At 47.2% G+C, this 23,858-nt stretch carries 31 protein-coding genes; 22 read left to right on the forward strand and 9 right to left on the reverse strand.

Annotated features, from left to right (window positions below):
• Positions 1-2 precede the first annotated feature (2 nt).
• Genes hflD through rluE form a run of 4 tightly spaced genes read right to left on the reverse strand, consistent with a single transcriptional unit; the run spans position 3 to position 2,937 of the window.
• The gene (gene hflD / locus OGV77_RS13615) at positions 3-644 is read right to left on the reverse strand and encodes a high frequency lysogenization protein HflD (RefSeq protein WP_016153409.1); all 642 of its coding nucleotides are present in this window, start codon (positions 642-644) and stop codon (positions 3-5) included.
• Positions 645-678: 34 nt separating this feature from the next.
• Positions 679-1,785 (reverse strand): tRNA 2-thiouridine(34) synthase MnmA, encoded by a 1,107-nt coding sequence (gene mnmA, locus OGV77_RS13620; protein WP_003832402.1) that lies wholly within the window; start codon positions 1,783-1,785, stop codon positions 679-681.
• Positions 1,786-1,838: 53 nt separating this feature from the next.
• Positions 1,839-2,300 (reverse strand): NUDIX hydrolase, encoded by a 462-nt coding sequence (locus tag OGV77_RS13625; protein WP_043015993.1) that lies wholly within the window; start codon positions 2,298-2,300, stop codon positions 1,839-1,841.
• 13 nt (positions 2,301-2,313) lie between these two features.
• Complete coding sequence (rluE, locus tag OGV77_RS13630; RefSeq protein ID WP_043015994.1) at positions 2,314-2,937, reverse strand: 23S rRNA pseudouridine(2457) synthase RluE; 624 nt, start codon at positions 2,935-2,937, stop codon at positions 2,314-2,316.
• A 202-nt stretch (positions 2,938-3,139) separates the two neighbouring features.
• Here rluE and icd point away from each other — a divergent pair, with 202 nt between their 5' ends.
• The 3 genes from icd (at position 3,140) to OGV77_RS13645 (ending at position 6,968) form a co-directional block, all read left to right on the forward strand.
• Positions 3,140-4,390 carry an NADP-dependent isocitrate dehydrogenase gene (gene icd, locus OGV77_RS13635; protein ID WP_003030769.1) on the forward strand — a complete coding sequence of 417 codons (1,251 nt, stop codon included), beginning with the start codon at positions 3,140-3,142 and terminating at the stop codon, positions 4,388-4,390.
• 149 nt (positions 4,391-4,539) lie between these two features.
• Positions 4,540-5,985: an HAD-IA family hydrolase gene (locus tag OGV77_RS13640; RefSeq protein WP_286502767.1), complete on the forward strand. Its 1,446-nt coding sequence runs from the start codon at positions 4,540-4,542 to the stop codon at positions 5,983-5,985.
• On the forward strand, positions 5,985-6,968 hold the full coding sequence (locus tag OGV77_RS13645; RefSeq protein WP_286502768.1) for a DNA-processing protein DprA: 984 nt from the start codon (positions 5,985-5,987) through the stop codon (positions 6,966-6,968). The genes OGV77_RS13640 and OGV77_RS13645 overlap by 1 nt, the downstream gene beginning before the upstream one ends.
• Before the next feature lie 65 nt (positions 6,969-7,033).
• Here OGV77_RS13645 and OGV77_RS13650 read toward each other — a convergent pair whose 3' ends face one another.
• Both OGV77_RS13650 and OGV77_RS13655 read right to left on the reverse strand, forming a co-directional pair.
• Positions 7,034-8,161 carry a site-specific integrase gene (locus OGV77_RS13650; RefSeq protein WP_286502769.1) on the reverse strand — a complete coding sequence of 376 codons (1,128 nt, stop codon included), beginning with the start codon at positions 8,159-8,161 and terminating at the stop codon, positions 7,034-7,036.
• Positions 8,142-8,387, reverse strand: a complete 246-nt coding sequence (locus OGV77_RS13655; protein ID WP_008784452.1) for an excisionase — start codon at positions 8,385-8,387, stop codon at positions 8,142-8,144. The genes OGV77_RS13650 and OGV77_RS13655 overlap by 20 nt, the downstream gene beginning before the upstream one ends.
• Positions 8,388-8,620: 233 nt before the next feature.
• Here OGV77_RS13655 and OGV77_RS13660 point away from each other — a divergent pair, with 233 nt between their 5' ends.
• Positions 8,621-8,815, forward strand: coding sequence for a hypothetical protein (locus OGV77_RS13660; RefSeq protein WP_286502770.1), 195 nt, complete (start codon positions 8,621-8,623; stop codon positions 8,813-8,815).
• Between the two features lie 255 nt (positions 8,816-9,070).
• Here the strand turns inward: OGV77_RS13660 and OGV77_RS13665 are convergent, their stop codons facing one another.
• The gene (locus OGV77_RS13665; protein WP_286502771.1) at positions 9,071-9,763 is read right to left on the reverse strand and encodes an XRE family transcriptional regulator; all 693 of its coding nucleotides are present in this window, start codon (positions 9,761-9,763) and stop codon (positions 9,071-9,073) included.
• Positions 9,764-9,860: 97 nt separating this feature from the next.
• Here OGV77_RS13665 and OGV77_RS13670 point away from each other — a divergent pair, with 97 nt between their 5' ends.
• The 10 genes from OGV77_RS13670 to OGV77_RS13715 all read left to right on the forward strand — a co-directional run bounded on the left by OGV77_RS13670 (position 9,861) and on the right by OGV77_RS13715 (position 17,189).
• Entirely contained in the window at positions 9,861-10,106 is a 246-nt protein-coding gene (locus OGV77_RS13670; RefSeq protein ID WP_061381731.1) for a helix-turn-helix domain-containing protein, read from the forward strand.
• Between the two features lie 10 nt (positions 10,107-10,116).
• Entirely contained in the window at positions 10,117-10,668 is a 552-nt protein-coding gene (locus OGV77_RS13675; protein ID WP_286502772.1) for a YmfL family putative regulatory protein, read from the forward strand.
• A gap of 172 nt (positions 10,669-10,840) precedes the next feature.
• The gene (locus OGV77_RS13680; RefSeq protein WP_003034732.1) at positions 10,841-11,020 is read left to right on the forward strand and encodes a DUF4222 domain-containing protein; all 180 of its coding nucleotides are present in this window, start codon (positions 10,841-10,843) and stop codon (positions 11,018-11,020) included.
• A complete protein-coding gene (locus OGV77_RS13685) occupies positions 11,010-11,870 on the forward strand; it encodes a conserved phage C-terminal domain-containing protein (protein ID WP_286502773.1) in 861 nt (286 codons plus the stop codon). The genes OGV77_RS13680 and OGV77_RS13685 overlap by 11 nt, the downstream gene beginning before the upstream one ends.
• Positions 11,867-12,766, forward strand: a complete 900-nt coding sequence (locus tag OGV77_RS13690) for a phage N-6-adenine-methyltransferase (RefSeq protein WP_286502775.1) — start codon at positions 11,867-11,869, stop codon at positions 12,764-12,766. The genes OGV77_RS13685 and OGV77_RS13690 overlap by 4 nt, the downstream gene beginning before the upstream one ends.
• Entirely contained in the window at positions 12,759-14,756 is a 1,998-nt protein-coding gene (locus tag OGV77_RS13695; RefSeq protein WP_286502776.1) for a DNA cytosine methyltransferase, read from the forward strand. The genes OGV77_RS13690 and OGV77_RS13695 overlap by 8 nt, the downstream gene beginning before the upstream one ends.
• On the forward strand, positions 14,753-15,139 hold the full coding sequence (locus tag OGV77_RS13700; RefSeq protein ID WP_286502777.1) for a RusA family crossover junction endodeoxyribonuclease: 387 nt from the start codon (positions 14,753-14,755) through the stop codon (positions 15,137-15,139). Before OGV77_RS13695 ends, OGV77_RS13700 begins: the two co-directional genes overlap by 4 nt.
• A gap of 13 nt (positions 15,140-15,152) precedes the next feature.
• On the forward strand, positions 15,153-15,836 hold the full coding sequence (locus OGV77_RS13705) for a phage antirepressor KilAC domain-containing protein (protein WP_286502778.1): 684 nt from the start codon (positions 15,153-15,155) through the stop codon (positions 15,834-15,836).
• Entirely contained in the window at positions 15,833-16,828 is a 996-nt protein-coding gene (locus tag OGV77_RS13710; protein ID WP_286502779.1) for a DUF968 domain-containing protein, read from the forward strand. The genes OGV77_RS13705 and OGV77_RS13710 overlap by 4 nt, the downstream gene beginning before the upstream one ends.
• A gap of 16 nt (positions 16,829-16,844) precedes the next feature.
• Positions 16,845-17,189, forward strand: a complete 345-nt coding sequence (locus OGV77_RS13715; RefSeq protein ID WP_286502781.1) for an antiterminator Q family protein — start codon at positions 16,845-16,847, stop codon at positions 17,187-17,189.
• Here the strand turns inward: OGV77_RS13715 and OGV77_RS13720 are convergent.
• Positions 17,186-17,743 (reverse strand): hypothetical protein, encoded by a 558-nt coding sequence (locus OGV77_RS13720; protein ID WP_286502782.1) that lies wholly within the window; start codon positions 17,741-17,743, stop codon positions 17,186-17,188. The genes OGV77_RS13715 and OGV77_RS13720 overlap by 4 nt on opposite strands.
• Positions 17,715-18,641: a hypothetical protein gene (locus OGV77_RS13725; protein ID WP_286502783.1), complete on the reverse strand. Its 927-nt coding sequence runs from the start codon at positions 18,639-18,641 to the stop codon at positions 17,715-17,717. Before OGV77_RS13725 ends, OGV77_RS13720 begins: the two co-directional genes overlap by 29 nt.
• Positions 18,642-18,959: 318 nt before the next feature.
• Between OGV77_RS13725 and OGV77_RS13730 the strand changes: the two genes are divergently transcribed.
• From OGV77_RS13730 to OGV77_RS13765, 8 genes are all read left to right on the forward strand, one after another.
• The gene (locus tag OGV77_RS13730) at positions 18,960-20,012 is read left to right on the forward strand and encodes a DNA-methyltransferase (RefSeq protein ID WP_286502784.1); all 1,053 of its coding nucleotides are present in this window, start codon (positions 18,960-18,962) and stop codon (positions 20,010-20,012) included.
• 146 nt (positions 20,013-20,158) lie between these two features.
• The gene (locus OGV77_RS13735) at positions 20,159-20,545 is read left to right on the forward strand and encodes a phage holin family protein (protein ID WP_008784467.1); all 387 of its coding nucleotides are present in this window, start codon (positions 20,159-20,161) and stop codon (positions 20,543-20,545) included.
• The gene (locus OGV77_RS13740) at positions 20,532-20,813 is read left to right on the forward strand and encodes a phage holin family protein (protein ID WP_000250463.1); all 282 of its coding nucleotides are present in this window, start codon (positions 20,532-20,534) and stop codon (positions 20,811-20,813) included. The genes OGV77_RS13735 and OGV77_RS13740 overlap by 14 nt, the downstream gene beginning before the upstream one ends.
• Positions 20,813-21,430 (forward strand): glycoside hydrolase family 19 protein, encoded by a 618-nt coding sequence (locus OGV77_RS13745; protein ID WP_286502786.1) that lies wholly within the window; start codon positions 20,813-20,815, stop codon positions 21,428-21,430. Before OGV77_RS13740 ends, OGV77_RS13745 begins: the two co-directional genes overlap by 1 nt.
• Entirely contained in the window at positions 21,427-21,960 is a 534-nt protein-coding gene (locus OGV77_RS13750) for a DUF2514 domain-containing protein (protein ID WP_286502787.1), read from the forward strand. The genes OGV77_RS13745 and OGV77_RS13750 overlap by 4 nt, the downstream gene beginning before the upstream one ends.
• Before the next feature lie 89 nt (positions 21,961-22,049).
• Entirely contained in the window at positions 22,050-22,304 is a 255-nt protein-coding gene (locus tag OGV77_RS13755; protein WP_286502788.1) for a hypothetical protein, read from the forward strand.
• Between the two features lie 330 nt (positions 22,305-22,634).
• Complete coding sequence (locus OGV77_RS13760; protein ID WP_286502789.1) at positions 22,635-23,009, forward strand: DUF6979 family protein; 375 nt, start codon at positions 22,635-22,637, stop codon at positions 23,007-23,009.
• Between the two features lie 69 nt (positions 23,010-23,078).
• Entirely contained in the window at positions 23,079-23,528 is a 450-nt protein-coding gene (locus OGV77_RS13765) for a hypothetical protein (protein WP_286502790.1), read from the forward strand.
• Positions 23,529-23,858 lie beyond the last annotated feature (330 nt).

Here is a 23,858-nt window from a genome sequence, read left to right on the forward strand (position 1 = left end):
GATCACAACTCCGGGGTTAAATGAGCAAGAATTTGTTTTGCCTGAGTCGTCAGGCGATTACGAGAAAACATGAGTTGCAGACGGCCTCCACCAACCTGATGCCAGAGCACGGCAGCACGGATGCCAGCCAGCAGCGAAGCGCGTACTTTAGCCTGAACCTGTGGGCTCTGAAGGATGGCCGGGGAGCCCGTAACCTGAATACGCGGGCCGAGTGGGCTGATGACGTCAACATAAATGCCTGCCATCGCACTCATCAACGTTTCAGACTGCAAGTCAAAATGGTCCAGCTGGCGCTGCAAACCGTTGATACGGTCTCCCAGCGTGTCCATAGCGCCTTTAGCGGCTGACAGCTTACGCTCCAGCACCATCAGGCTTAACGTGTAGCGGGTGAGTTCCGCGTTCAGCCCCTGACGACTACTGGCATTGAGCACGCCGAGCATCGTTTCCAGACCTAAACGCAGGTTGGCCTCGCTACCGCCAAACACGCCCAGCGTAGAGCTGGGATTCATGTCGATGACACTGTTCAGTGAAACGTGTAATGCATCGGCATCACAATGCCCCTGGTGCGCCAGTTCTTGTACCAGGCGTGCCGACTGGCAAATACCTGCCAGGGCGAGGGTGATGTCATAATAATTCTTTGCCACGTTCACTGCTTCCTTGTATCAGATGTGTAAGTAATTATACCGGCAGAGGCAATCGTTGTTCGATAATGCCGCCGCCGAGGCACACTTCACCATTGTAAAAGACAGCCGACTGACCCGGCGTTACCGCCGCGACTGGCTCGTCGAAAATGACTTCAATACGCTCAGCATCCAGCGCTTTAACGGTGCACGGAATATCGGTCTGACGATAGCGGGTTTTCACCGTGCAGCGCATTGTGCCGGTGAACGGTTCGCGATCAACCCAATGCAGCTGTTGTGCCACCAGGCCGACGGACATCAGGCGCGGGTGTTCATGACCCTGAGCAACCACCAGAATGTTGTTCTCAACGTCTTTATCCACCACATACCACGGATCTTCCGTACCTTCTTTCGTCCCACCAATGCCCAGCCCTTTACGCTGACCCAGAGTGTGGTACATCAACCCCTGATGCTGGCCAATTTCTTCGCCATCAACGGTGATAATTTTGCCTGGCTGAGCCGGCAGGTAACGGCCGAGAAACTCGCGGAACTTACGTTCGCCGATGAAGCAGATACCGGTGGAGTCTTTTTTCTTGGCCGTAATCAGACCGAGGTCTTCGGCAATTTTACGCACCTGTGGTTTTTCCAGTTCACCTACCGGGAACAGGCTTTGCGCGATTTGCTCATGGCCGAGCGTGTAGAGGAAATAGCTCTGGTCCTTGTTGCCATCCAGCCCACGCAGCAGGCGGCTTTTGCCATCGACGTCGGCGCGGCGCACGTAATGACCGGTGGCGATGTAATCGGCACCTAAATCTTCGGCGGCAAACTCGAGGAAGGCTTTAAACTTGATTTCTTTATTGCACAGAATATCCGGGTTCGGCGTACGGCCTGCTTTGTACTCTTCAAGGAACAGTTCAAAGACGTTGTCCCAGTATTCTGCGGCAAAGTTAACGGTATGCAGTTCAATGCCGAGTTTGTCACAGACCGCCTGCGCATCCGCAAGATCGGCAGCCGCTGTGCAATATTCCTCGCCATCGTCCTCTTCCCAGTTCTTCATGAACAGGCCTTCTACCTGATAACCCTGTTGTTGCAACAGCCAGGCAGAAACGGAGGAATCGACACCGCCGGACATGCCGACGATCACTTTTTTTGGGCTTTCAGACATAGGAATACTCACGACATTGAACTTCAAGGCGGCATATTCTAGCACGCAGCCCTTTACTTGACACCCTCTGTAAACGGCCAGTTAAATTCGCCAATCATCGCCAGTGGATAGCGCTGTCCGCTCTGATAACAGAGAATGCTCTCGGCAACCAGCGGCGAGCGCAGGTTTGGTGCTGAAAGAATCTCTTCCGCGCTGACCCAGCGACAGCAATCTATATCGCTGTCATGAGGTTCAGTAGCGCACATATTGGCAAGCTCGATAGAAAACAGAAAACGTAAAAAGGGCGTTTTGTCTGGTGCAATCCATTGATGCATTCGAATGAAATGTTGTGGCTGTGCTTTGATACCTGTCTCTTCCCACAGCTCGCGAGCGGCGGCTTGCACTAAAGTTTCATCCGCTTCCAGGTGCCCAGCAGGTTGATTCCACAGGGCTTTGCCATTGATTGTTTCCTCAACGACTAAAAATTTGTCTTCTGCATGCACAATACAGGCGACCGTAACGTGTGGTTTGAACATACCTGTTCCTTATTCAGTTAGTTGCATCCCGCCACTCGCCATTGGCGAGATTGTCCAGAGTGTAATCTCCCATGGCATAGCGGATAAGGCGCAGCGTAGGAAATCCAACATGTGCTGTCATACGACGTACCTGGCGATTGCGGCCTTCATATAAAGTCACTTTCAGCCAACGGGTGGGGATATTTTTCCTCTCCCGAATAGGCGGGTTTCTCGGCCATAGCCATGTGGGTTCTTCTACCACCTCAATGCCAGCAGGCAGCGTGGGGCCATCATTGAGCGTCACGCCAGTGCGCAGGGCTTCCAGCGCTTCGGGCGTAGGTTCTCCCTCAACCTGAACGTAATAAATCTTCCCCGTGCGCTTGCCGGGTTGCGTTAACCGCGCCTGCAGCGCGCCGTCATTGGTCAGCACCAAAAGACCTTCACTGTCTCGATCGAGTCGGCCAGCGGCATAGATTCCTGGTACGGGAATGAAATCTTTTAACGTGCTTCTGCCTGCCTCGTCAGTAAATTGTGGCAAAACATCGTAGGGTTTATTGAACAAAACCACGCGTTTTGGCTGGTTTTCTTTACGCTGCTTAGTGACTTGTCGTGAGCTGAATCGCTCAACCCGGTGATTTCTAAAAGAAGTTTTTTGCATGGTATTTTCAGATTATATCAATTGCCGCATTATAGCCTAAGAACGAGTGTCTTTCATGGCGGCGAACAATAGGGTAGTATTGACACGCTCATTACAAATCATTAACAAAAAGTTGCTCTAACGCATCCGTGTAGCAGGACGCAAACGCACATGCAGCGTGATGACAGACGAGCAGAACCAGAAGCGCTCGAAGGAGAGGTGAATGGAAAGCAAAGTAGTTGTTCCGGCGGAAGGTAAGAAGATCACCCTGCAAAACGGCAAACTCAACGTTCCTGAAAATCCGATTATCCCGTTCATTGAAGGCGACGGTATCGGCGTTGATGTAACCCCACCGATGATCAAAGTTGTCGATGCTGCTGTCGAGAAAGCCTATAAAGGCGAGCGTAAAATCTCCTGGATGGAAATCTACACCGGCGAGAAATCCACTCAGGTTTATGGCCAGGACGTCTGGCTGCCTGCTGAAACCCTTGATCTGATTCGTGAATATCGTGTTGCCATCAAAGGCCCTCTGACCACACCAGTTGGCGGCGGTATTCGCTCTCTGAACGTTGCCCTGCGTCAGGAACTTGACCTGTATGTCTGCCTGCGCCCGGTGCGTTATTACCAGGGCACGCCTAGCCCGGTTAAACATCCTGAACTGACCGACATGGTCATCTTCCGTGAAAACTCCGAAGATATCTACGCGGGTATCGAGTGGAAAGCGGACTCTGCCGATGCCGAGAAAGTGATTAAATTCCTGCGCGAAGAGATGGGCGTGAAGAAAATCCGCTTCCCGGAACATTGCGGTATCGGTATTAAACCGTGTTCTGAAGAAGGGACTAAACGTCTGGTTCGTGCAGCGATCGAATACGCCATCGCTAACGATCGTGATTCTGTTACCCTGGTACACAAAGGTAACATTATGAAGTTCACCGAAGGCGCGTTCAAAGACTGGGGTTACCAGTTAGCGCGTGAAGAATTCGGTGGTGAACTGATCGACGGCGGTCCATGGGTGAAAATCAAGAACCCGAAAACCGGTAAAGAGATCGTGGTGAAGGACGTTATCGCAGATGCGTTCCTGCAACAGATCCTGCTGCGTCCGGCTGAATATGACGTGATTGCCTGTATGAACCTGAACGGCGACTACATCTCCGATGCGCTGGCCGCACAGGTTGGTGGTATTGGTATCGCACCGGGTGCGAACATCGGTGACGAATGTGCGCTGTTCGAAGCAACCCACGGTACTGCACCGAAGTATGCAGGTCAGGATAAAGTGAACCCAGGTTCCATCATTCTGTCCGCTGAAATGATGCTGCGCCACATGGGGTGGGTAGAAGCGGCTGACCTTATCGTTAAAGGTATGGAAGGCGCGATTAACGCGAAAACCGTAACCTATGACTTCGAACGTCTGATGGACGGCGCTAAGCTGCTGAAATGTAGCGAGTTTGGCGATGCAATCATCGAAAATATGTAATGCTATAATTTGTTAAATTCATTAACGGGAGCGTAACGCTCCCGTTTTTTTGTTAGGCTGCTAACGGTTATCAAAATTTTATCAAAACAGGTTATCAAAATGAATTATAGGAAGTATATTAGAGTATTCTTATAGACATGGAGTTGATAATGAAAATTGAAGCCATTTTATTCGATTTAGATAACACGTTAGCATCAACAAATAAGCTCAAAGATATTAGAGAACGTGGGGCTTATGATGAAATAACAGAAGAACTACTATCAACAGTCAAACCATATAAAGGTACTGAAAAATTACTTGAAAGACTGATTTCTAAAGGCATAAAAATAGGGATCGTGACAAATTCAAGTAAGCGCTATGCAGAAACAATAATTTCACATTTAAATTTGCCAGATTTCGACACCGTGGTGACATATACTGATGTAGGCTCATCAGGGATGAAACCAAATCCTACCGGTATTAATCTAGCATTAAAAAATTTAGGACTCACAAATCCAGAAAGAGTCATTTATATTGGTGATGATTACACAGATATCATTGCTAGTTATTATGCGGGAGTTATACCTATTGTTCCATCGTGGGCATCAAGAACCCCAGTTTCTCAAGTACCAGCCGCCGTATTAAGCACTGAATTCCTTATAGATGATGTTGATGAGTATGAGAATATAATTCTCATGGCGGAAAACTGTGCGCGACACAATAGTTTTAAATTTGAGCGAAAAAGATTCTACTTTGTACCTTTGGATGAGTCAGCTAATGTCATTCCTTCAAGTGAGACGCTCTCCACAATATGTCTCGGACGTTATTTTTCGCAAAAAAGTTTACTTACAACAAAATTACATGACTCGCATCCATTATCTATCGAAATCGCTAAGAAAGAACATGACGATAATTACGTGCCTCCAGAGTACTGGGGAGATATTTTAGCGCATGCAGCAGATAATATCCCATCATTTTTTCGGGCGGCTAAAGGTTTTGATATTGTTACAGTAATACCATCAAAAAAAGAAAAAAACCAAAGGTTAGAGAAAGTCTTAGAAAATGCTCGAAGTAAAAGTAATTCTGATGCTGCTTTTATAGATGATCTTTTTGTTTTTAGTGAGGGAGCCAAATCGCTTAAGACTTTACCAAAGGATCAGCGTTCGATAGAAATAGAATCTAGCTTGCATATAAACCCCAAATATAAAGGTACGCTTGAAGGTAAGACCGTATTAATATTTGATGATATCATTACAACAGGCTCTACCCTAAAAAGAGCTTATTCATTGCTAAAAATCGAGAGCGTTAAACATAGCTTAGGGATATGCTTGGCTAAAACAGTTTCTATTTCTGAAGTGGATAGGCTTTGTCCTGAATGCATGTGTCACATTCTTAAAATAAGGAAAAACTCTCTAACGGGTATTCGATTTTGGGGGTGTTCAGGCTATAATGATGAATTAGAAAAGTGTGAGTACACTGAAAGTATCGTTGAAAAACAATGCCCTGACTGTGGTAGAGATATGGTGAAAAAGTACAATAAATGGAAGAAGGTTCGTTTTTTAGCCTGTACAGGGTGGGACCAAGAGCCTAGATGCAATCACACTGAGAGTGAGTGATGTTGACAATATCTCCAGACACAGAAAAGTTGTTGACACTTAGCGCCCTTAAAGGAGTGGGTACTAAGTCGTTATCTAGCTTAGGCATGCTCAAAGACTTTTCTAATTTATCCCTTGATGAGTTGGTGAAATTATTGGGAGTTAAAGAAATAACTTCCGATGATTTGTTAGTGGCTAGAGACTTCGCAAGAAAGAATATCGATATAGCTCGTGCTAAAAATCATTTTATAATTTCATTTTTTGACGAGTGTTACCCTGAAACATTAAAGGTTACTAACGATAGACCTGCAATACTCTATTGTGCTGGTAATCTAAATTGTTTACGTAATAAATGCTTGGCGGTAATTGGTACTCGTGAACCCACTCTTCATGGTGAAACAATTGCAAAAAATATCACTAAGTGGTTTACAGAAAAAGGGTGGACCATTGTAAGTGGTTTGGCTAAAGGTGTTGATTCAATTGCCCATGCTTCCGCTATTGAAAATCAAGGGAAAACAATAGCAGTTATGGCTCAGGGATTGGAGAAAATTTATCCTGCAGAGAATAAAAAACTCGCAATGGATATTCTTAACTCAGAGGGTCTATTAATTTCGGAATATGCCTATGGAAGCAATACATTTCGCAATAACTTTGTAGAACGTGATAGAATCCAGGCAGGATTATCAGCTGGAGTTTTGATGGTTCAATCTGACTTAAAAGGTGGTAGTCTCCATGCGTCTCGCTCAGCAGTAAATTATGGACGGTATCTTGTTATTCCCAATCAGTCTAGAAGGGATATTATTAACAGTGAACCAAAAATACAAGCCAATCTTGCATTCATGAATGGTGATAATTATTCAATTAGGTCACTACTGAAAGTTAATGGTGATATAAGTAAGTTATTAATAATTATGAAAAGCAGTAACGATTACCTTAAAGTTGAAGAGCAATTGTATGACGCTCTTCATTCATTACATAACAAATCTAATGGTTTTGATTTTTAAAATAATTAATTTTAGCTAACTGTTAACGATACATTAATATACCTTATTCTTCAGTAACCTTCTTTTTAGAAGGTTACTTTTATCCAGTGTTTCCCTCGATCATCTCGGTATTTAGCTGTCTGGTTTAGTGATTTATGGCCTAGCAATTTCTGAGTATCAATACCTTGACCTCCGTAGAGGCGTTCGGACAAAGAACGTTGTTCGTGGAATGTTGCTGGTGTGCCATCGCCCCAGTCAATCCCAGCCAAATCTCTCGCTTTACTGAAATTCATCGTCAATGTATTGGATTTTACCTGCGATCCGCGTTCAGCTTGAGATGTTGTTCTGAAAAAGTGTACGAGATAGGGACTGACAGCGTAATCACGGCAGCGACCTACTACATCTCGTAAACTCCAGTTGATAGCATTCAATCGAAGAGAAAGAGGGATAGCGATTTTGCTCCCGGTCTTTTCCTGAATGACGTGAAGATGATCCTCCCAAATATCACTAAATTTCATTTTTGATATATCTCCCAAACGCTGCCCAGTGACCAAAGCTAGGAGCATGGCATTCCCCATATAACGATGATTGGCGTCTGCAATATCAAATATTTTTTGCCATTCTTCTAGACTGAGGCGTTGACGGGTAATTTTCCTTCTGGGTTGTTTCGTCGCTAGAGCAGGGTTATACCCTGGCGGAACTTCGCCATAATGTTGTGCTTCCTTAAACACATCGATCAATACAGACCTTACGACCTGGGCCATTCTCGGTTGCCCGTCAGCGATGTACTCGTCAAGCAATTGTGCTATATCCCTGACATCAACAGAAGATATTAGCTTCATTCCCGCACGTTCTTTGAGAAGTGCAACTGGCTTGGCTTTTTGCTTATACGTATTCTCCTTGATATCGCCTGAAGCCAATCTTTCCTCCTGTATTTTCCAGTACCGCTCAAGCCAAGTAACAGTCGTAATTGCTTTATCCTTACTGGCAGCGATTCGATCGCTAATAGCCAGTACCTGTCTTGAACGCTGTTCAGCAAGTCTTGCGTTTGCCTCAGTAGCAATTGCTTTAGCCTCAGCTTCATCAGTACCCAGACTGTGAAATTTCCCCGTTACAGGGTGCTTGTACCTCCAATACACTTTGTTGACCTTACGACTGTATAGTGGATAGAGGTTAGGTATTGATACATTATTTTTACGTGGTCTCGCAGCCATCGCTGAGGATCCTTTGCAATTTTGGTGAATCAGATTTCTTGATAACCGGCGCAGCAAGTTCACCAACCAATTCAGCATCCTCCCTAACTCTCCAGAGCCTACCTTGCTTCATTGCTGGTGGAGAAAAGAGATTTTGCTTAGCGTAACGGCGCAATGTCGAGACGCTAGGTGGATTACTTCTGTATTTATCGGTTGCCCATTCTTCAAGAGTTAACATCTGAATCATGCGTTATTCTCCATATAACCCAGCTGCACCCAGGTTTTAATATCAAATATTCGTACGGTTCTGATCTGTCGTGTATACCGCTACTTTCAGTAGATTAAATCAGTTAACTTTTCCTACGACCCACGGCTTAGAAGTCCGTTGCTCTCTTTAAGCTAATATCGCAACTGGAAGCGCGCTCCGGTTACTTTGGATTAACGACTGACCTTAAAGGTTAAGGGACAGAACGCGCTTTCATGTTGAACCCTAAAAAAGGCTGGCGGTTACCGGACAAACGGGAAAACACCGGGCCGCCAGAACAGGGAAGTACTTTTTATAGCTTTGGCCTGCTTTTAACCACATCAGGCGCGGTGGTAGGTGCCTTCGGGCGGGGCGCTGGCGACCAACCAGCTACAACCCCTACGGTATTTACACTCCACGCCGTGGGTTAACGGCTCCGTATCGTGGCTGAGTTTCTGTTGCTGGTGGTCAAGCCAGCTTCGCAACCCCTCCCGAAGACACCTGTCAGCGAATTATCCGGTTATTCATACGCCACCGGCGGCTACTTCGTGGGCGTCCTGCCTGTTCGCTATGGAGTAGACAATAAAATTAAATTGCGAATAACGCAAGTAAATAATTGCGGATTGCGCAATGTTAGGTGCATAAAAAAACCGCCATAAAGGCGGTTTCAACATTGATATGTAGCGTCAGGCGTGACGTTTGAATGATTGAGATTGGCTTATCATTACTTTCCCAAAAATGTAAAAACGGTGTTCGTTAGTCTTGTCCACGGACCATTCTCTATATTTTGGGTTATCCGATATCACCAACAACTTATCAGGTATCATCTGTAATCGTTTGACGTAAATTTTATCATCAAAACCAAATACATAGATTCCATCACCATCGAACTCATGAATAGAGATGTCAACGAAGAGAAGATCACCAGGCTCGATTGTCTCAGCCATACTGTCGCCTCGAACGTTGATTACCTTTACTTGATCTGCCGTTCTTCCGCCGAACATCGCTAGCGCACGTTCATTGTTGTATTCGATTGACCTGATGACATCAATGATGTCGCTGCCTTGAATAAAGCCGCCACCAGCACTGGCACTAACATCAAGAATCTCCACTCTAAACACAGATCCATCTCCAGAATGTGGGTTACTACCACTGTATTCACATACAGTATTTTTATTTCCACTTGGAGTAAATAGATCAGCAACGCTAACGCCTAAAGCTTGAGCATATTTGCTAAGTGATTGTTCAGTAAATGACTTCTGCTTGCCAGTTTCTACACGCGAGATGTTAGCTCCGTCGACACCAACGGCTTCAGCAAGATCAGCGATTTTTAGACCCTTCGCAGTGCGAAGTTCTCTTATGCGGTTTCCTATGTTCATGCGTCTATTACATGTTTTTTTTGCGTGATGTGCAAAGCAACTTGCGCAAGTCGTATGTTCCAATTAATATGCGTTATACGCAATTAAAGGGGGTTATATGCAATCACCGTTACGAATCTTGCGTAAATCGCAAGGTATGACTCTTTCCTATGTAGCAAAAGGGGTTGATATCGACCCGGGAAATCTAAGCCGGATAGAGCGAGGGCAGCAAATTGCTTCCCTAGATATTGCTGAACGTTTAGTCCGTTTCTTCTCGGGAAAAATCAATGAGTTAGAAATCCTTTATCCACATCGCTATTCGAACTGTACAGGTGCGAGTACAGACATAAAACCACAGGAATAAGGGGTTAACCGTGGGTAACGAACCAATCTGGAAAGTCGAACGTCAGCCTAGTTGGCTGGTGGTAGCGATTAAAAAAACGATTACCGATCTGCCTGGTGGATATGCTGAGGCGGCGGAATGGTTGGGCGTGACAGAGAACGCATTATTTAACCGCCTTCGTGTTGACGGAGACCAGATCTTCCCGCTGGGTTGGGCAATGGTTTTACAACGTGCTGGTGGTTCACCCCATATCGCTGATGCCGTTGCGCGCCATTCTCAGGGCGTATTTGTACCGCTGGCAGATGTTGATGATTTGGATAACGCCGATATCAACCAGCGCCTGATGGAGTCCATCGAATGGATAGGCCGTCATTCTAATTTTGTACGTAAAGCCACGGCTGATGGGGTAATTGACGCAGATGAGCGTGCTCAGATAGAGGAAAACAGCTATCAGGTTATCGTGAAGTTCCAGGAGCACGTAACACTTCTTTATCGAGTTTTTTGTGTCGCTGAAAAGAGTGACGCCCGCGAGTGTGCAGCTCCGGGCGCCTTGGCGAACAACTCTTCGAGTATGGAGAAATAATCCGCATGAGCAGTTTAACGGCTTTTAACCGTCTACCGCAACTCAGGATGATCCCGGTTTCGGGTGCTCCTTTGTTTCGGTATGAACGCAGATTATCAAACCGCTGGGTTCCGTGTAACCACAGTAGGGCGGTTTCAATTGTGGGGGTCTATAACCGGAGGGCAAAACGCCTGTGCGCGAACTTAACCGAAGGTTCAAAGACCACCGCGGAGTACCAGTCCGTGTTATCCGCTGGGAGCCAGAAACACAGCGCGTTATCTATCTGCGTGATGGCTACCCGCACGAATGCTTCAGCCCACTTGAGCATTTCAGGCAAAAGTTCAGGGAGATAACGGACGATCATGAGCACTAAATTAACCGGCTACGTATGGGATGGTTGCGCGGCGTCGGGCATGAAGTTGTCTAGTGTCGCGATCATGGCTCGCCTTGCTGATTTCAGCAGCGATGAAGGTGTGTGCTGGCCGTCTATTGAAACTATTGCTCGCCAGCTTGGCGCAGGGCCGAGCACTATCAGAACGGCAATCGCAAAGCTTGAAAAAGATGGCTGGCTCACGCGTACACAGCGCCGTAATGGTAACCGTAATGCTTCGAACGTGTACCGCCTGAATGTGGCGAAACTTCAGGCTGCCGCATTTTCTCAACTGTCAGATTCTGACACGTCAAAATCTGACGTATCAAATTTTGACGCCTCAAAAACTGACCCGTCGAAATCTGGCAAAAAAGGCGGTTTTGACCCGTCAGAATCTGGCGGGGATCCGTCAGTAAAATCAAAACAAGATCCACAAGTAACTTCAAAACCCTCTTGTCCGGTTGCAGCGCAACCAGACCCTGAAGTCGTGATTACCGACCAGGCAATTTGGGTTCTGACCCATTTGAACCAGACCACCGGATCAAGATTCCAGGTATGCAAAACCTCGCTTGAGCATATCCGCGCCAGGCTGCGAGAAGGTTTTACCCCTGAAGAGATGGTGATGGTTATCGACTACAGCAAAGAAAAATGGGGGGCTGATATCAAGATGGCTGAATATCTCCGCCCAACAACGCTGTTTATCCCGTCAAATTTCCCTGGCTACCTCCAGTCTGCAACTCGCTGGGATTCTGCTGGACGTCCGGAACGTAGGGATTGGGGAAGGGCACGAAAGCATGACCCAATGAAATTCGGCCCGGTCGATACCAAAATTCCAGAGGGGTTCAGAGGATGACGTTAAACAAATATTGCCAGGCGCTGGCGGCACTACGTAGTCAACCAGCCCACGAATTGAAAGAAGTTGGCGATCAGTGGCGAACACCGGATCTGCTTTTTTGGGGGATCAACGCACTATTTGGTCCATTAGTTCTGGACTTGTTTGCTGACGACGACAACGCGAAATGCCCGGTATGGTACACCGCCGAAGATAACGCGCTGGTGCAGGATTGGGCGGAAATGCTGGAGCCAATCGGCGGGGCCGCATTCGGTAATCCACCCTATAGCCGCTCTCAGTACCACGAGAAACAGGCGATCACCGGCATGACCCACATCATGGATCACACAATGGAGATGCGTGAAAAGGGTGGGCGTTACGTGTTCCTCATTAAAGCGGCGACAAGTGAAACATGGTGGCCGGAAGACGCCGATCACATCATGTTTATTCGCGGTCGCATTGGTTTCGATCTCCCTGTGTGGTTTGTTCCTGCCGACGATAAGCAGAAACCCACAGGTGCTTTCTTTGCTGGTGCAATCGCTTTGTTCGACAAGACCTGGCGCGGCGAGCGTTTCAGCTACATCAGCCGTACCGATCTGGAGGAAAAAGGGAAGGCGTTTATGTCACTGGTCGAATTTGCCGCGGGAAAGGTTCAGCCACCAGCCACCAAAGTGCCAGAGCAAGAAGAACCTATTGTAGCGCCAGCAGCATTACCTGGTGTGGATTCGCGTATCTGGCCGCTTGAGGTTGGTCTGGTGTTCAACCAGGTTGAGGGGGCTGATTCTCTGGACGCATCGCAGCAGAATAAGCTGAAAGCGAACATTAACCAGCTGTGGCTTGAGCGCATGCCAACCAGCGAAATCATTACTACTGCTAGTGGACTGGTCAGCAGCATGCAGGGGGTAACCCATGCGTGAGATTATCGTTGATAACTTTGCTGGTGGCGGTGGTGCATCAACGGGTATTGAACTGGCGATCGGGCGCAGCGTGGATATTGCGATCAACCACGACGAAAACGCCATTGCGATGCACAAGACGAACCACCCGGACACACTGCATTATTGTGAATCCGTATTTGACGTGGATCCGGTAGCTGCCACTGGCGGTAATCCTGTCGGCCTGGCATGGTTTAGCCCGGACTGCCGACACTTCTCGAAGGCAAAAGGCGCAAAGCCTGTGAAAAAAGAGATACGCGGTCTGGCCTGGATTGTTCTGCGTTGGGCACTGGCGAAGCGACCGCGCGTGATGATGCTGGAGAACGTGGAAGAGTTCAAAACGTGGGGACCGTTAATTGACATCCCGCCTAAACCTGATTTGCCGGAAGCCCTTTTGGCGGATTTTATTGGCCCGGTTTACCCTGGAAATAGTCGCCCAGACCCTGCCCGCACTGGAGAAACATTCAATGCATTTGTCGGCATGCTGTCCACTGGCATTCCTGCTGATCACCCGGCACTGGCTGAGGTTTGTGAGTTTCTGTCTATCGAAAGAGGTAGCGAGCAGGCGAAAAAGCTGGTGGATGGGCTCGGATATGATGTTGATTATCGCGAACTACGCGCGTGTGATTACGGCGCGCCGACGATCCGCAAACGCTTCTTCATGGTTATGCGCTGCGATGGCTGCCCAATCCAGTGGCCTGCTGTTACCCATGGGGATCCTAAGTCTCTGGAGGTGCAGAGCGGCAGGCTGATGCCATGGCGTACCGCTGCGGAATGTATCGACTGGAATGTTCCGGCCCTGTCCATCTTCGACCGCAAAAAACCGCTGGCGGAGAACACTCTGAAGCGGATCGCGCGCGGCATACAGCGCTTTGTTATCGAAAGTGCGTCGCCGTTTATCGTGAAGTGTAACCACACAAGCTCAAAAAATTCGTATGACGCTTTTCGCGGGCAGTCGCTGAATGAGCCATTACAGACCATTACTAAAAAACTCGGCTACGCGTTAGCCGTTCCACACCTGACAAAATTTCGCACTGGCGCAACCGGGCAGCCCGTTACCGAACCGGTACCGACGGTAACTGCTGGTACATCAAAACGCCCGGGCGGGAATGGGCATGCACTCGGGATTGTTGAGGCTGCACTGACACCGTTCCTGGCCGGTAATGGTGGCAGTGAATACCAGGCTAAACCGCGCCCGCTGGATAAACCTGCTCACACCATTCTGAAGCAATCCCGCGCCTGTCTGGTTGCGCCAGTGATAGCCCGCCAGTTTGGGGCCAGCGTCGGCCACCGGGCAGACGAACCGAGCGCAACCATCACCGCTGGCGGTGGGGGTAAATCTCAACTGGTAACGCCTACGCTGATCCAGATGGGTTATGGCGAACGACCTGGACAAGAACCGCGTGTGCTGCGGCTGGATAACCCGCTGGGGACCGTTACTGCAGGTGGAAATAAATTCGCGACGGTGAGCGCGTTCCTGGCTAAACACTACGGCGGTAACTATACGGGACCGGGTGTCAGTATGGATGAACCTGCGCACTCAGTGACCACCGTCGACCATCATGCAGTAGTTGCCTCTCATCTGGTGAAACTGCGTGGAACATGCCGCGACGGGCAACGCCTTGATGTGCCAATGCCAACTATCACTGCTGGTGGCCAACACGTGGGTGCGGTACGCACATTTCTCGAGACGTATTGCGGGGAAAGTGACGATGAATGGCTGGTAACGATCGATGGGGTTAAATACCAGATCGTTGATATCGGAATGCGCATGTTGCAGCCGCATGAACTCTACAAAGCGCAGGGCTTCCCGGATGGTTACGTTATTGATCAGGACTACCGTGGAAATCGCTATGCAAAAGATAAGCAGGTAGCCCGCTGCGGTAATGCGGTACCACCACCATTCGCCAGGGCGCTGGTGGAGGCAAATCTTCAGGAACTGTGTGCAGTGCAACAGCAGGAGGTGGCATGAAACTTGTGCTCCCGTTCCCTCCAAGCGTGAACACGTACTGGCGCGCCCCTAATAAGGGGCCGCTGGCCGGTCGTCACCTCATTAGCGCTGATGGTCGTAAATACCAGAGCGCTGCCTGCGTGGCGATCATTGAGCAATTACGACGTCTCCCGAAGCCATCGACTGAACTGGCAGCGGTAGAAATCACTCTGTACCCGCCGGATGCGCGCCGCCGGGATATCGATAATTACAACAAAGCCCTGTTTGACGCGCTGACGCATGCGGGTGTCTGGGAAGACGACAGCCAGATTAAGCGCATGCTGGTGGAATGGGGACCCGTAGTGCCGAAAGGTCGGGTAGAGATAACGATCAGCAGATATGAACCGGTGGGTGCAGCCGCCTGATATGGAGAAAAGTATGAGCCAATTAGCAACAACAGCATTAACCATGTCCAGCAGCGAGATTGCTGAGCTGGTGGAATCACGACATGACCATGTTAAACGGTCCATTGAACGCCTGGCAGAGCGCGGTGTTATTGAACTCCCCCCAATGGGGGAAGTTAAAAATCATCTCAATCAGTCGGTATCGGTTTATCTGATAGGGAAGCGGGACAGTTATATCGTTGTCGCGCAGCTGTCGCCGGAGTTTACCGCGCGTCTGGTTGATCGCTGGCAGGAGCTTGAGCAGGCACAGCAGCAGACGATTCCTCAATCATTCTCTGAAGCCCTACGTCTTGCAGCTGACCTTGCAGAACAAAAACAGCAGTTGACTAACGAACTGGCTGCCGCGGCGCCGAAGGTAGCGTTTGTAGATCGGTACTGTACAGCCAGTGGGTCAATGTCATTCCGCCAGGTGGCAAAACTGCTTAAGGCCAAAGAGCCAGATCTGCGGTTATTCCTCCTTGAGAACGACATCATGTATCGCCTTGGCGGAACGATGACTCCACGGCATCAGCATATTGATGCGGGCCGTTTTGAAGTGAAAACCGGCACATCCGTAACCTCAAATCATGCATTCAGCCAGGCACGTTTCACGGCGAAAGGCGTGCGCTGGATTGGTGGACTGTGGGCAGAACACATTGCCAGGGGGCAGGTCGCGTGAGAGCTCTGCTTACCCCCGAGATCGCCCATCGTATGGGGATTGTGCTGTTCCGTCCCGGTGCGGAACTGATGCACCTCTTCATGCGTGGTCGCGTTCTGCTCGAGCCTGAACCAGAAGAAATGGCGTCATTCAGTACAGGAGCTGTTCCCGCCGCCATTCAGCCGCTGGCTGATGATCCGGTAATGCGGCAGGTCTTCGAGAATGAGCGGGTTATTCAGCGTGCCGGTGGGCTTCCTTCCCTTGAGCAATGGTTGAGTACCCGGTTTGAATGCCAGTGGCCACATTCATCGTGGCATGACAAGAACTTTACAACAATGCGGCACCCACCAGGAAGCATTCGTCTGTGCTGGCATTGCGATCACACTTTGTCCGGACAGCATACCGAACAGCTTGCAGGTATAGCGGCCGGTAACCTGGTATCCTGGATTCTGGAAGTCATTCGGCGTGATTCTGGTTTTCCCGAGTCGCATATCCTGACGCTTCCGGAACTGTGCTGGTGGATGGTCAGAAACGACCTCGCTGATGTTATTCCGGAAAGCGTTGCGCACAAAGGGTTGCGCCTTCCGGATGAGAAGATCCGCTCTGTCATGAGGGAAAGCGACATAGTGCCTTCCCCGTCTGCAACCAGCCTCGTGCAGAAGAAGGCGAAGAAGATCCTCACGCTCTCTGTTGATCCTGAGTCGCCAGAGTCTTTTATGCTCAGGCCAAAACGTCGCCGCTGGATAAATGAGACGTACACCTGCTGGGTTAAAACACAACCCTGTGAGTGTTGTCGGCGGCCAGCAGATGATCCGCACCATATCGTAGGGCACGGTATGGGTGGTACAGCAACAAAAGCCCATGACCTCTTCGTGATCCCTCTGTGCAGAGAGTGCCACGACGAGTTACACGCCGACGTACCGGCATTCGAGCAGAATCATGGTACGCAGCTTGAGCTGCTACTGCGTTTTATGGATCGGGCGCTGGCGATCGGCGTAATTGCGAAAGATTAAGTGTATGGAGAATAATATGCGTGATATGTATGAAACAATGGATCGCTGGGGGGCTTGGGCCGCAGCCGATAGTAGTGGCGTAGACTGGCAGCCGATTGCTGCGGGTTTCAAAGGGCTATTACCTTATGGAAAAAAATCACGGCTTCAATGCGATGATGACGAAGGGGTTATGATAGATGGATGCGTAGCGCGCTTGAAAACTCATAATAAAGATAGCTATGAGTTGGTAATTGCTCACTTTGTTGTCGGATTATCTTTAAGGGCCATAGCAAAAAAAAGAAAGTGCTGCGATGCGACCATCAGGAAGGAACTACAAACAGCACTTGGATTTATTGACGGCGTACTTTGCATGATGCATTAATTTTTTTGATGCAACATGTTTTTAATATGCTCGCGGATTAATATCAAGGAATTCATTAAAAAACATATGGTTAGCAATGCTAGCCATATGCATACAACAGATAAAATACCATAGTCGGCCAACCCAACAGTAAACTGAGCTACAGCTGTTAATATGGATAACCAAACAGATATGTTGATAAATGATGATAAGGTATCTAGAGGTTTCAATAACTCCATTTCATCTATTTTTGCATCCAAAGCTAAATTTTTGCTTGTTAAAAATTTTTCTTTATATCGAACAGTTGTAAATAATTTATCTTTTAGATTAACTATAACAAAGGTATGTAATGAAAGGAGTAAAGAACCAACAGATATAAAACCTGAAAACAGATACCCGCGTATTGAAGTCTGATAAAATGCGAAAAATGCTTTTCCTTGATGGTGTGTGAGGTTTAGATAGAAAAGAGTCATTATAGCAATAACGCTCCAGGAGATTATGATCAATCCCCATATCTGCGCTTTAAAGCTTAATCTTATAAACTTATCAATTAAATTCATTTTTCTTTTTGCCATTTTCGATTTCATCCTTTATTAAGGATATTATAGCATTGTTTACATAGTTGTCATTCTTAAGGCCATTTACAGATTGGGCGATTGTATCAAAATCATACTCACTAAAGAAGCAAGGGGAATTGATAAGGTCAATTAATCGTTCATTTTTTGAATGGTCAACTACGGTTACAACACCTTTGGAGATATCTTTGATATTTGTAACCATTTGATTAATACTATTTGCAATTTGCCCAACCTTTGGTTTGTCAGTATCACTGATGTTAAAGGTGACTTCAGTATTTCTTGTGAATTGCTCAATGCCTATCATTTCTGATTTAGTGAAATCAACCGAATCAAATTTGAAGGTTGCTGATTTTATTTGACTAAAGCTTGTCAGCATTGATACCAAACTGGATTTATCAATTATTACTTTAAATTCCAGACGTTGTTCATATTTCTTATTAATGTTATCAACTTTGGTTTGATCTGGGTTTTTTCCTAGTGCAGATATCTCGTTACGTATTTTTTTTCTAATTACAAAATTGCTATACGATTGCCATGAACTGAAAAGGCTATTTAATGAGCAAGACCCGCGGTAATATAAATATAGACCCTTTAAACTATTTTTATTTATGCAGAAAAAATTAAAATTAACAAGTTTGTCATCGCCCTTTAAATCTTCAACTTTTATCTCAAACATTCCATTTTTTATTGTTGAAAGACAGTTTTTTGTTTGGTTTTTATATGTAAGGACAAGCCCTGAGTAATAATTACCATCGTCAGAAAGAAGAATTTGCCTATCAAAGTCTGCGCGTTTAATTTCATGTGTTGATTGCTGGATAAAATAATTAATAATATCAGTAATTTGAATGTTTTTATTTTTATTGATAATTGCAAATCCTTGGCTTTTTATCTTCATTGTCTCATCGCTTTAGTTGTCATTTGCTATGTATGCCGTGTCAGCGGCGATGATGTAACTGTATAAAAAAATTAACGCGTACGCAAAAACTTATGTATTGTGATAAGAGCTGACACAAAGGCACAAGCTTATCAAGCGCAAAATGAGTGTGATTCAAATCTTGGATAGCACTTCTATCTCGCTGTGGAAATGGGCGGCTGGTGGGTGTTAGCGCACCCGGCCAGCCATCAGCTCATGCTTTCAGGTCACAAGCTAACCAAGGCCCACTGCTTTAGCGCAAAAGCAAAGTGAGCCTATCAGAGTTACGCTTACTGATCTATGAAAAATACTGTAAAAATAAACAGTGTTGAGTTAATCAACGCTGATAGCCTGCATTACGTCGCCACCCTCCCGGATAACTCTATTGATCTTATAGTTACGGATCCTCCGTACTTCAAAGTAAAGCCCAACGGCTGGGACAACCAATGGAAGGGGGACGAGGACTACTTACGCTGGCTTGATAGCTGCCTGGCTGAGTATGCTCGCGTTCTTAAACCTGCTGGCAGCATATACCTGTTTTGCGGCCACCGACTGGCCTCAGACATAGAGATTATGATGCGTGCCCGGTTCAACGTTTTGAATCACATAATTTGGGCAAAACCATCGGGCCGCTGGAATGGATGTAACAAAGAAAGCCTGCGCGCGTACTTTCCATCAACGGAACGGATTTTGTTTGCTGAGCACTATCTTGGGCCGTACACAGGTAAAGAGGATGTTTACGAAAGGAAAAGCACAGAGCTAAAGCAGCACATTATGACGCCACTGATTGACTACTTCCGTAATGCCCGTGAATCGCTGGGTGTCAGCTCGAAAGAAATAGCTGAGGCAACCGGAAAGAAAAACATGGCGTCACACTGGTTTGGTGCAAGTCAATGGCAACTACCAAATGAAGTGGACTATAGAAAATTGCAGGAACTGTTCACGCTAATCGCTATCGATAAGCACATTCAGCAGAAGCTTGAACATCCTCACCACCAGCTGGTGGCTACCTATCAGTCATTAAACCGCAAGTATTCAGAATTGCTGGAGGAATACAAAACCCTCCGGCGCTGCTTCTCTGTTTCCGCTCTTGTTCCGTATACCGACGTATGGACTCATAAACCTGTTCAGTTTTATCCGGGCAAACATCCATGCGAAAAACCTGCCGACATGCTGAAGCAGATCATTAGCGCCAGCAGCAGACCAGGGGATATCGTTGCCGATTTCTTTATGGGCTCTGGTTCAACTGTGAAAGCTGCAATAGAACTTGGTCGTCGGGCGATCGGGGTAGAACTGGAAGCTGACAGATTTATTCAGACCACCGAAGAGGTGGAAAAACTGAGCAAAAAATAATGATCATCACGCCCCTGTGGATGTGGTGATCACCATTTTCAGGCACCGGGAATCATCCTTACTTTTATTTGAACAAAAGAGCCCGGTTGCCTGATTCCACATCCCCTCATTTCTGAGAGGAATCACAGCAATTAAGAGGGGGCTAAATGTCCGATCCGATTTCCGGTACTGGGCTGGCTGGCGGTGTCCTGACGGGTGCCAGCGTCTATGGATTTCTGTCCGGAACCGATTACGGCGTGGTGTTTGGCGCGTTTGCCGGAGCTGTATTTTACATTGCAACCACTGCTGACCTGAGTGCAGCGCGCCGTCTGGCATATTTTCTGGTGTCGTATATCGCGGGGATCCTTTGTTCCGGGCTGGTGGGTTCAAAGCTGGCTCAGGTTACTGGCTACAGTGATAAACCACTGGATGCCATTGGCGCCGTAATCGTTTCTGCTTTAGCCGTCAAAATCCTGACGTTCCTGAATAATCAGGATGTCGGCTCGCTGGTGGCGCTGATAACGCGCCGGGGAGGTTCAGGTGGTACAAAATGACCCATCGGCAACTTTAAATGCATTGCTTTGCGCTGGGGTAGTGCTGACCCTGATGTTTTATCGTCGAGGCGATTCGCGACATCGACCATGGATATCTCGCCTGGCGTGGCTGCTTACGGTCATCTATAGCGCGGTTCCGCTGGCATATCTGTGCGGTATCTACCCTTATTCATCGTGGGCCACTATCGGGGCCAACATTATATTCCTGTCTGTGCTGGTCGCCGTCAGAGGCAACGTGGCACGCCTGGTTGATCATCTGAGGCAATAATGAACCAATCACAATTTCAGCAGGCGGCTGGTATCAGCGCCGGGCTTTCTGCACGCTGGTTTCCGCACATTGATGCGGCAATGAAAGAGTTTGGTATCACAGCAGTTAACGATCAGGCCATGTTCATTGCGCAAGTTGGGCATGAATCTGCTGGTTTTACCTCGCTGGTCGAGAGCTTCAACTACTCGGTAGACGGGCTAAAGAAAACCTTTGGTAAACGCCTGACACCGTATCAGTGTGAAATGCTGGGGCGAGTAGATGGTAAGCAGGTGGCCCACCAGCCGCAAATAGCCAATCTGGTTTATGGTGACCGCATGGGGAATAACAGCCAGGGTGATGGCTGGAAATATCGTGGTCGTGGCCTGCTTCAAATCACCGGCCGCGAGAACTACGCCAAATGCGGTGCGGCGCTGAAGCTTGATCTGATCAGCACACCAGAGTTGCTGACACAGGATAAGCATGCAGCCCGTTCTGCTGCATGGTATTTCACATTACGTGGTTGCCTGATGTATTCAGGTGATGTTGTTCGTGTAACGCAGATCATTAACGGTGGCCAGAATGGACTGGCTGACAGAAATAGTCGTTATAACAAAGCGCGGGCGGCGTTGCTGGTATGACAGCGGTTTTTGCTTTTGTTAAGGCGCGGTGGAAAACAATCATTGTTTTGCTGATGTTGGCTGGTGCATTTCTTGCCGGGAATATCTGGAGTGAGCGGGGATGGCAAAAGAAGTGGGCTGACCGTAATAGCATGGAATCTTCACAGGAAGCGAACGCGCAAACTGCCGCACGCTGGATTGAACAAGGGCGCATAATTGCCCGTGATGAGGCTGTAAAAGATGCACAAGCAAAAGCTGCAAAATCTGCTGCCACTGCTGCTGGCCTGTCTGCCACTGTTAGCCAGTTGCGCACCGAAGCAACAAAGCTTGCAGCCCGCCTGGACGCCGCAAAGCACACCTCAGATCTTGCCGCTTCCGTCAGAAGCAAAACAGCCGGAGTCGACGCCGCAGTGCTCGCCGACATGCTCGGACGCCTTGCAGAAGAAGCTCGATATTATGCTGAGCGATCTGACGAAAGCTACCGAGCTGGAATGACATGTGAGCGGATTTACGATTCGGTGAGAGAGTCTAATAACATTATGTCTCACTAATATTCTTTTGAAATATTAGGGAGACTATGAGTCAAATAACCAATTATAATCCAGTGCTGAAATTTTCAATTTTGTAGCAAGGATACGTGGTGAGTGGTCAAAGTGACGCTTTAACAGACATTTTGAGTATTGTGGTTGTATTAGCCGTGGAGCATTGGATTATTGCCTCCCTCGTAGTTGGCTTGATCATGTTCCTAGTGGGGTCAGCAATTAATGATAATGCTCAAACAGATGCTGGTGCTGTCACCTCAGGTATCATAGGAGTGTTTGGGCAAGTCCTTTTTGGTTTTGGTTTTCTGGCTAGTATTATTTGGCTCGTCAAATTCATTTGGATCCACGCCTGACAGATTTTTTACTTACTCATAGCCTCGCAACAGCGGGGCTTTTTAACAACTGAGGAATGAGCATGACAGTAGTTCTCACTGCTTAGCAGATTGATGACCTGGCAGCCTTCGCGAAGGAAGATGACCAGCCTCAATACACTATCACTACCGGGACAATCCCTGAGTTCGAAGCTGATGATGGTGAGGTTATCCTTGAATACACCGGGCTGATTGCCTATTCCGGGTCTCAAGAACATGGTGTGTTGCAACTCAACGACCAACGGCATAACAGCATACACTCCCTAAGTGCCTGTGATAATGCTACATTATCCTCTGAAATCAGGAGGGTATATGGGGAACTATGATAAAGCTGCATTGCTTGCCCATCGAATAATTGTTGATGAACATAAAGATCCAATGGATGCGTGGACTGATGCGATTTTTTCCCTGAGTGAAAGTCCTGCTGTTAGAAGAAAAGTATGCCCAAGGGTAACATTCTTGGCTTTAGCTGAGAGTGGATTCTTACACGGTGTAGATGTCAGGGAATCGACAAGAAAAGTTGGTATTCTTTGGGAAAGAGCTCATGAGGCTGCGTTATATATACTCCTGCATCCTGATGCGACTCATGACGAGCTATGTAAAGCACTTGGCTATTGGGATAAACAAGGTTCGTATAAACTAATTATGACGTTAGCTAAGTATGGAGTACTTCAGCAACCAACGTAACATCATTGCAGTAGGTATTCACTTAGTGTTTGTGATGATGATATCTTATTATCCTTTTAGGAGGTAATAATGAGTACTTCAGACACCATTGCATTATGGTCAGCAGTAGGAACTTGGCTTGCAGCTATTGCTACAATAATCACAGCGGTAATTACTGGGGTGGCAGTGTATGTAGCATTTAAAACATTGCATTCATGGAAAGATAAAGAAAAGTTTATGCAACTGGTTAGATTGAAACGCGCTATTTTTGCATATCGCCAAAAAATAGAAAGTATCACAACCCTAAATCATGATCATCAAAAAATAAATGAACATGTGATTAATGTACTACAACCAGCTCTGTCCAATGTTTACCATGAGATGAAGTTGGCCGGATTTAAAGAAAAGGAATGTATAGAGTTTAAACTATTTGATGCAGTTTGGGATTCACAGAAAAAATATGAATCAAGTCATATGAATTATGCGGAATTATTGAATAGTGCTGTCGAATTACAGGAAATAATTAAGATTGGTTTTTAACATAGAGTTTTAACTAGCTTGATTAGCATGAATTTTTCTCACTTTTTCTTGGGCTTCTTATGTGTATCGTTCGTGCTCGTCATAGAGAGTCTTTCATCCGCAGCTCCATCATGCAGAATGCTCATCCGGCAGCGATCTCTTGAAGCAGTGCAGTCGATAATGAAATAGAATTGATAATTAATATCGTTTACGGGTCCTTTCTGGCGATCCGGTCTGTTACGGGGCGGCGACCTCGCAGATTCTCGCTATTTATGAAAATTTTCAGGCATTTGCCGTTTCCGTTCTTCTTCTCGCTAATTCATTGTTTTAACTGCAAACACCCCCTGAAAA

This window comes from Citrobacter sp. Ce129, assembly GCF_030334545.1.
Classification (GTDB): domain Bacteria; phylum Pseudomonadota; class Gammaproteobacteria; order Enterobacterales; family Enterobacteriaceae; genus Citrobacter; species Citrobacter europaeus.

Coding starts and splice junctions, on each gene's coding strand:
- OGV77_RS13745 (WP_286502786.1), top strand. CDS start 20,813: ATGAACCAATCACAATTTCAGCAGGCGGCTGGTATCAGCGCCGGGCTT.
- OGV77_RS13730 (WP_286502784.1), top strand. CDS start 18,960: ATGAAAAATACTGTAAAAATAAACAGTGTTGAGTTAATCAACGCTGAT.
- OGV77_RS13715 (WP_286502781.1), top strand. CDS start 16,845: ATGCGTGATATGTATGAAACAATGGATCGCTGGGGGGCTTGGGCCGCA.
- OGV77_RS13645 (WP_286502768.1), top strand. CDS start 5,985: ATGTTGACAATATCTCCAGACACAGAAAAGTTGTTGACACTTAGCGCC.
- OGV77_RS13640 (WP_286502767.1), top strand. CDS start 4,540: ATGAAAATTGAAGCCATTTTATTCGATTTAGATAACACGTTAGCATCA.
- OGV77_RS13650 (WP_286502769.1), bottom strand. CDS start 8,161: ATGGCTGCGAGACCACGTAAAAATAATGTATCAATACCTAACCTCTAT.
- OGV77_RS13760 (WP_286502789.1), top strand. CDS start 22,635: ATGGGGAACTATGATAAAGCTGCATTGCTTGCCCATCGAATAATTGTT.
- OGV77_RS13700 (WP_286502777.1), top strand. CDS start 14,753: ATGAAACTTGTGCTCCCGTTCCCTCCAAGCGTGAACACGTACTGGCGC.
- OGV77_RS13705 (WP_286502778.1), top strand. CDS start 15,153: ATGAGCCAATTAGCAACAACAGCATTAACCATGTCCAGCAGCGAGATT.
- OGV77_RS13765 (WP_286502790.1), top strand. CDS start 23,079: ATGAGTACTTCAGACACCATTGCATTATGGTCAGCAGTAGGAACTTGG.
- rluE (WP_043015994.1), bottom strand. CDS start 2,937: ATGCAAAAAACTTCTTTTAGAAATCACCGGGTTGAGCGATTCAGCTCA.
- OGV77_RS13670 (WP_061381731.1), top strand. CDS start 9,861: ATGCAATCACCGTTACGAATCTTGCGTAAATCGCAAGGTATGACTCTT.
- OGV77_RS13695 (WP_286502776.1), top strand. CDS start 12,759: ATGCGTGAGATTATCGTTGATAACTTTGCTGGTGGCGGTGGTGCATCA.
- OGV77_RS13690 (WP_286502775.1), top strand. CDS start 11,867: ATGACGTTAAACAAATATTGCCAGGCGCTGGCGGCACTACGTAGTCAA.
- OGV77_RS13665 (WP_286502771.1), bottom strand. CDS start 9,763: ATGAACATAGGAAACCGCATAAGAGAACTTCGCACTGCGAAGGGTCTA.
- OGV77_RS13720 (WP_286502782.1), bottom strand. CDS start 17,743: ATGGCAAAAAGAAAAATGAATTTAATTGATAAGTTTATAAGATTAAGC.
- OGV77_RS13685 (WP_286502773.1), top strand. CDS start 11,010: ATGAGCACTAAATTAACCGGCTACGTATGGGATGGTTGCGCGGCGTCG.
- OGV77_RS13655 (WP_008784452.1), bottom strand. CDS start 8,387: ATGATTCAGATGTTAACTCTTGAAGAATGGGCAACCGATAAATACAGA.
- mnmA (WP_003832402.1), bottom strand. CDS start 1,785: ATGTCTGAAAGCCCAAAAAAAGTGATCGTCGGCATGTCCGGCGGTGTC.
- OGV77_RS13750 (WP_286502787.1), top strand. CDS start 21,427: ATGACAGCGGTTTTTGCTTTTGTTAAGGCGCGGTGGAAAACAATCATT.
- OGV77_RS13660 (WP_286502770.1), top strand. CDS start 8,621: ATGTTGAACCCTAAAAAAGGCTGGCGGTTACCGGACAAACGGGAAAAC.
- OGV77_RS13735 (WP_008784467.1), top strand. CDS start 20,159: ATGTCCGATCCGATTTCCGGTACTGGGCTGGCTGGCGGTGTCCTGACG.
- OGV77_RS13625 (WP_043015993.1), bottom strand. CDS start 2,300: ATGTTCAAACCACACGTTACGGTCGCCTGTATTGTGCATGCAGAAGAC.
- icd (WP_003030769.1), top strand. CDS start 3,140: ATGGAAAGCAAAGTAGTTGTTCCGGCGGAAGGTAAGAAGATCACCCTG.
- OGV77_RS13725 (WP_286502783.1), bottom strand. CDS start 18,641: ATGAAGATAAAAAGCCAAGGATTTGCAATTATCAATAAAAATAAAAAC.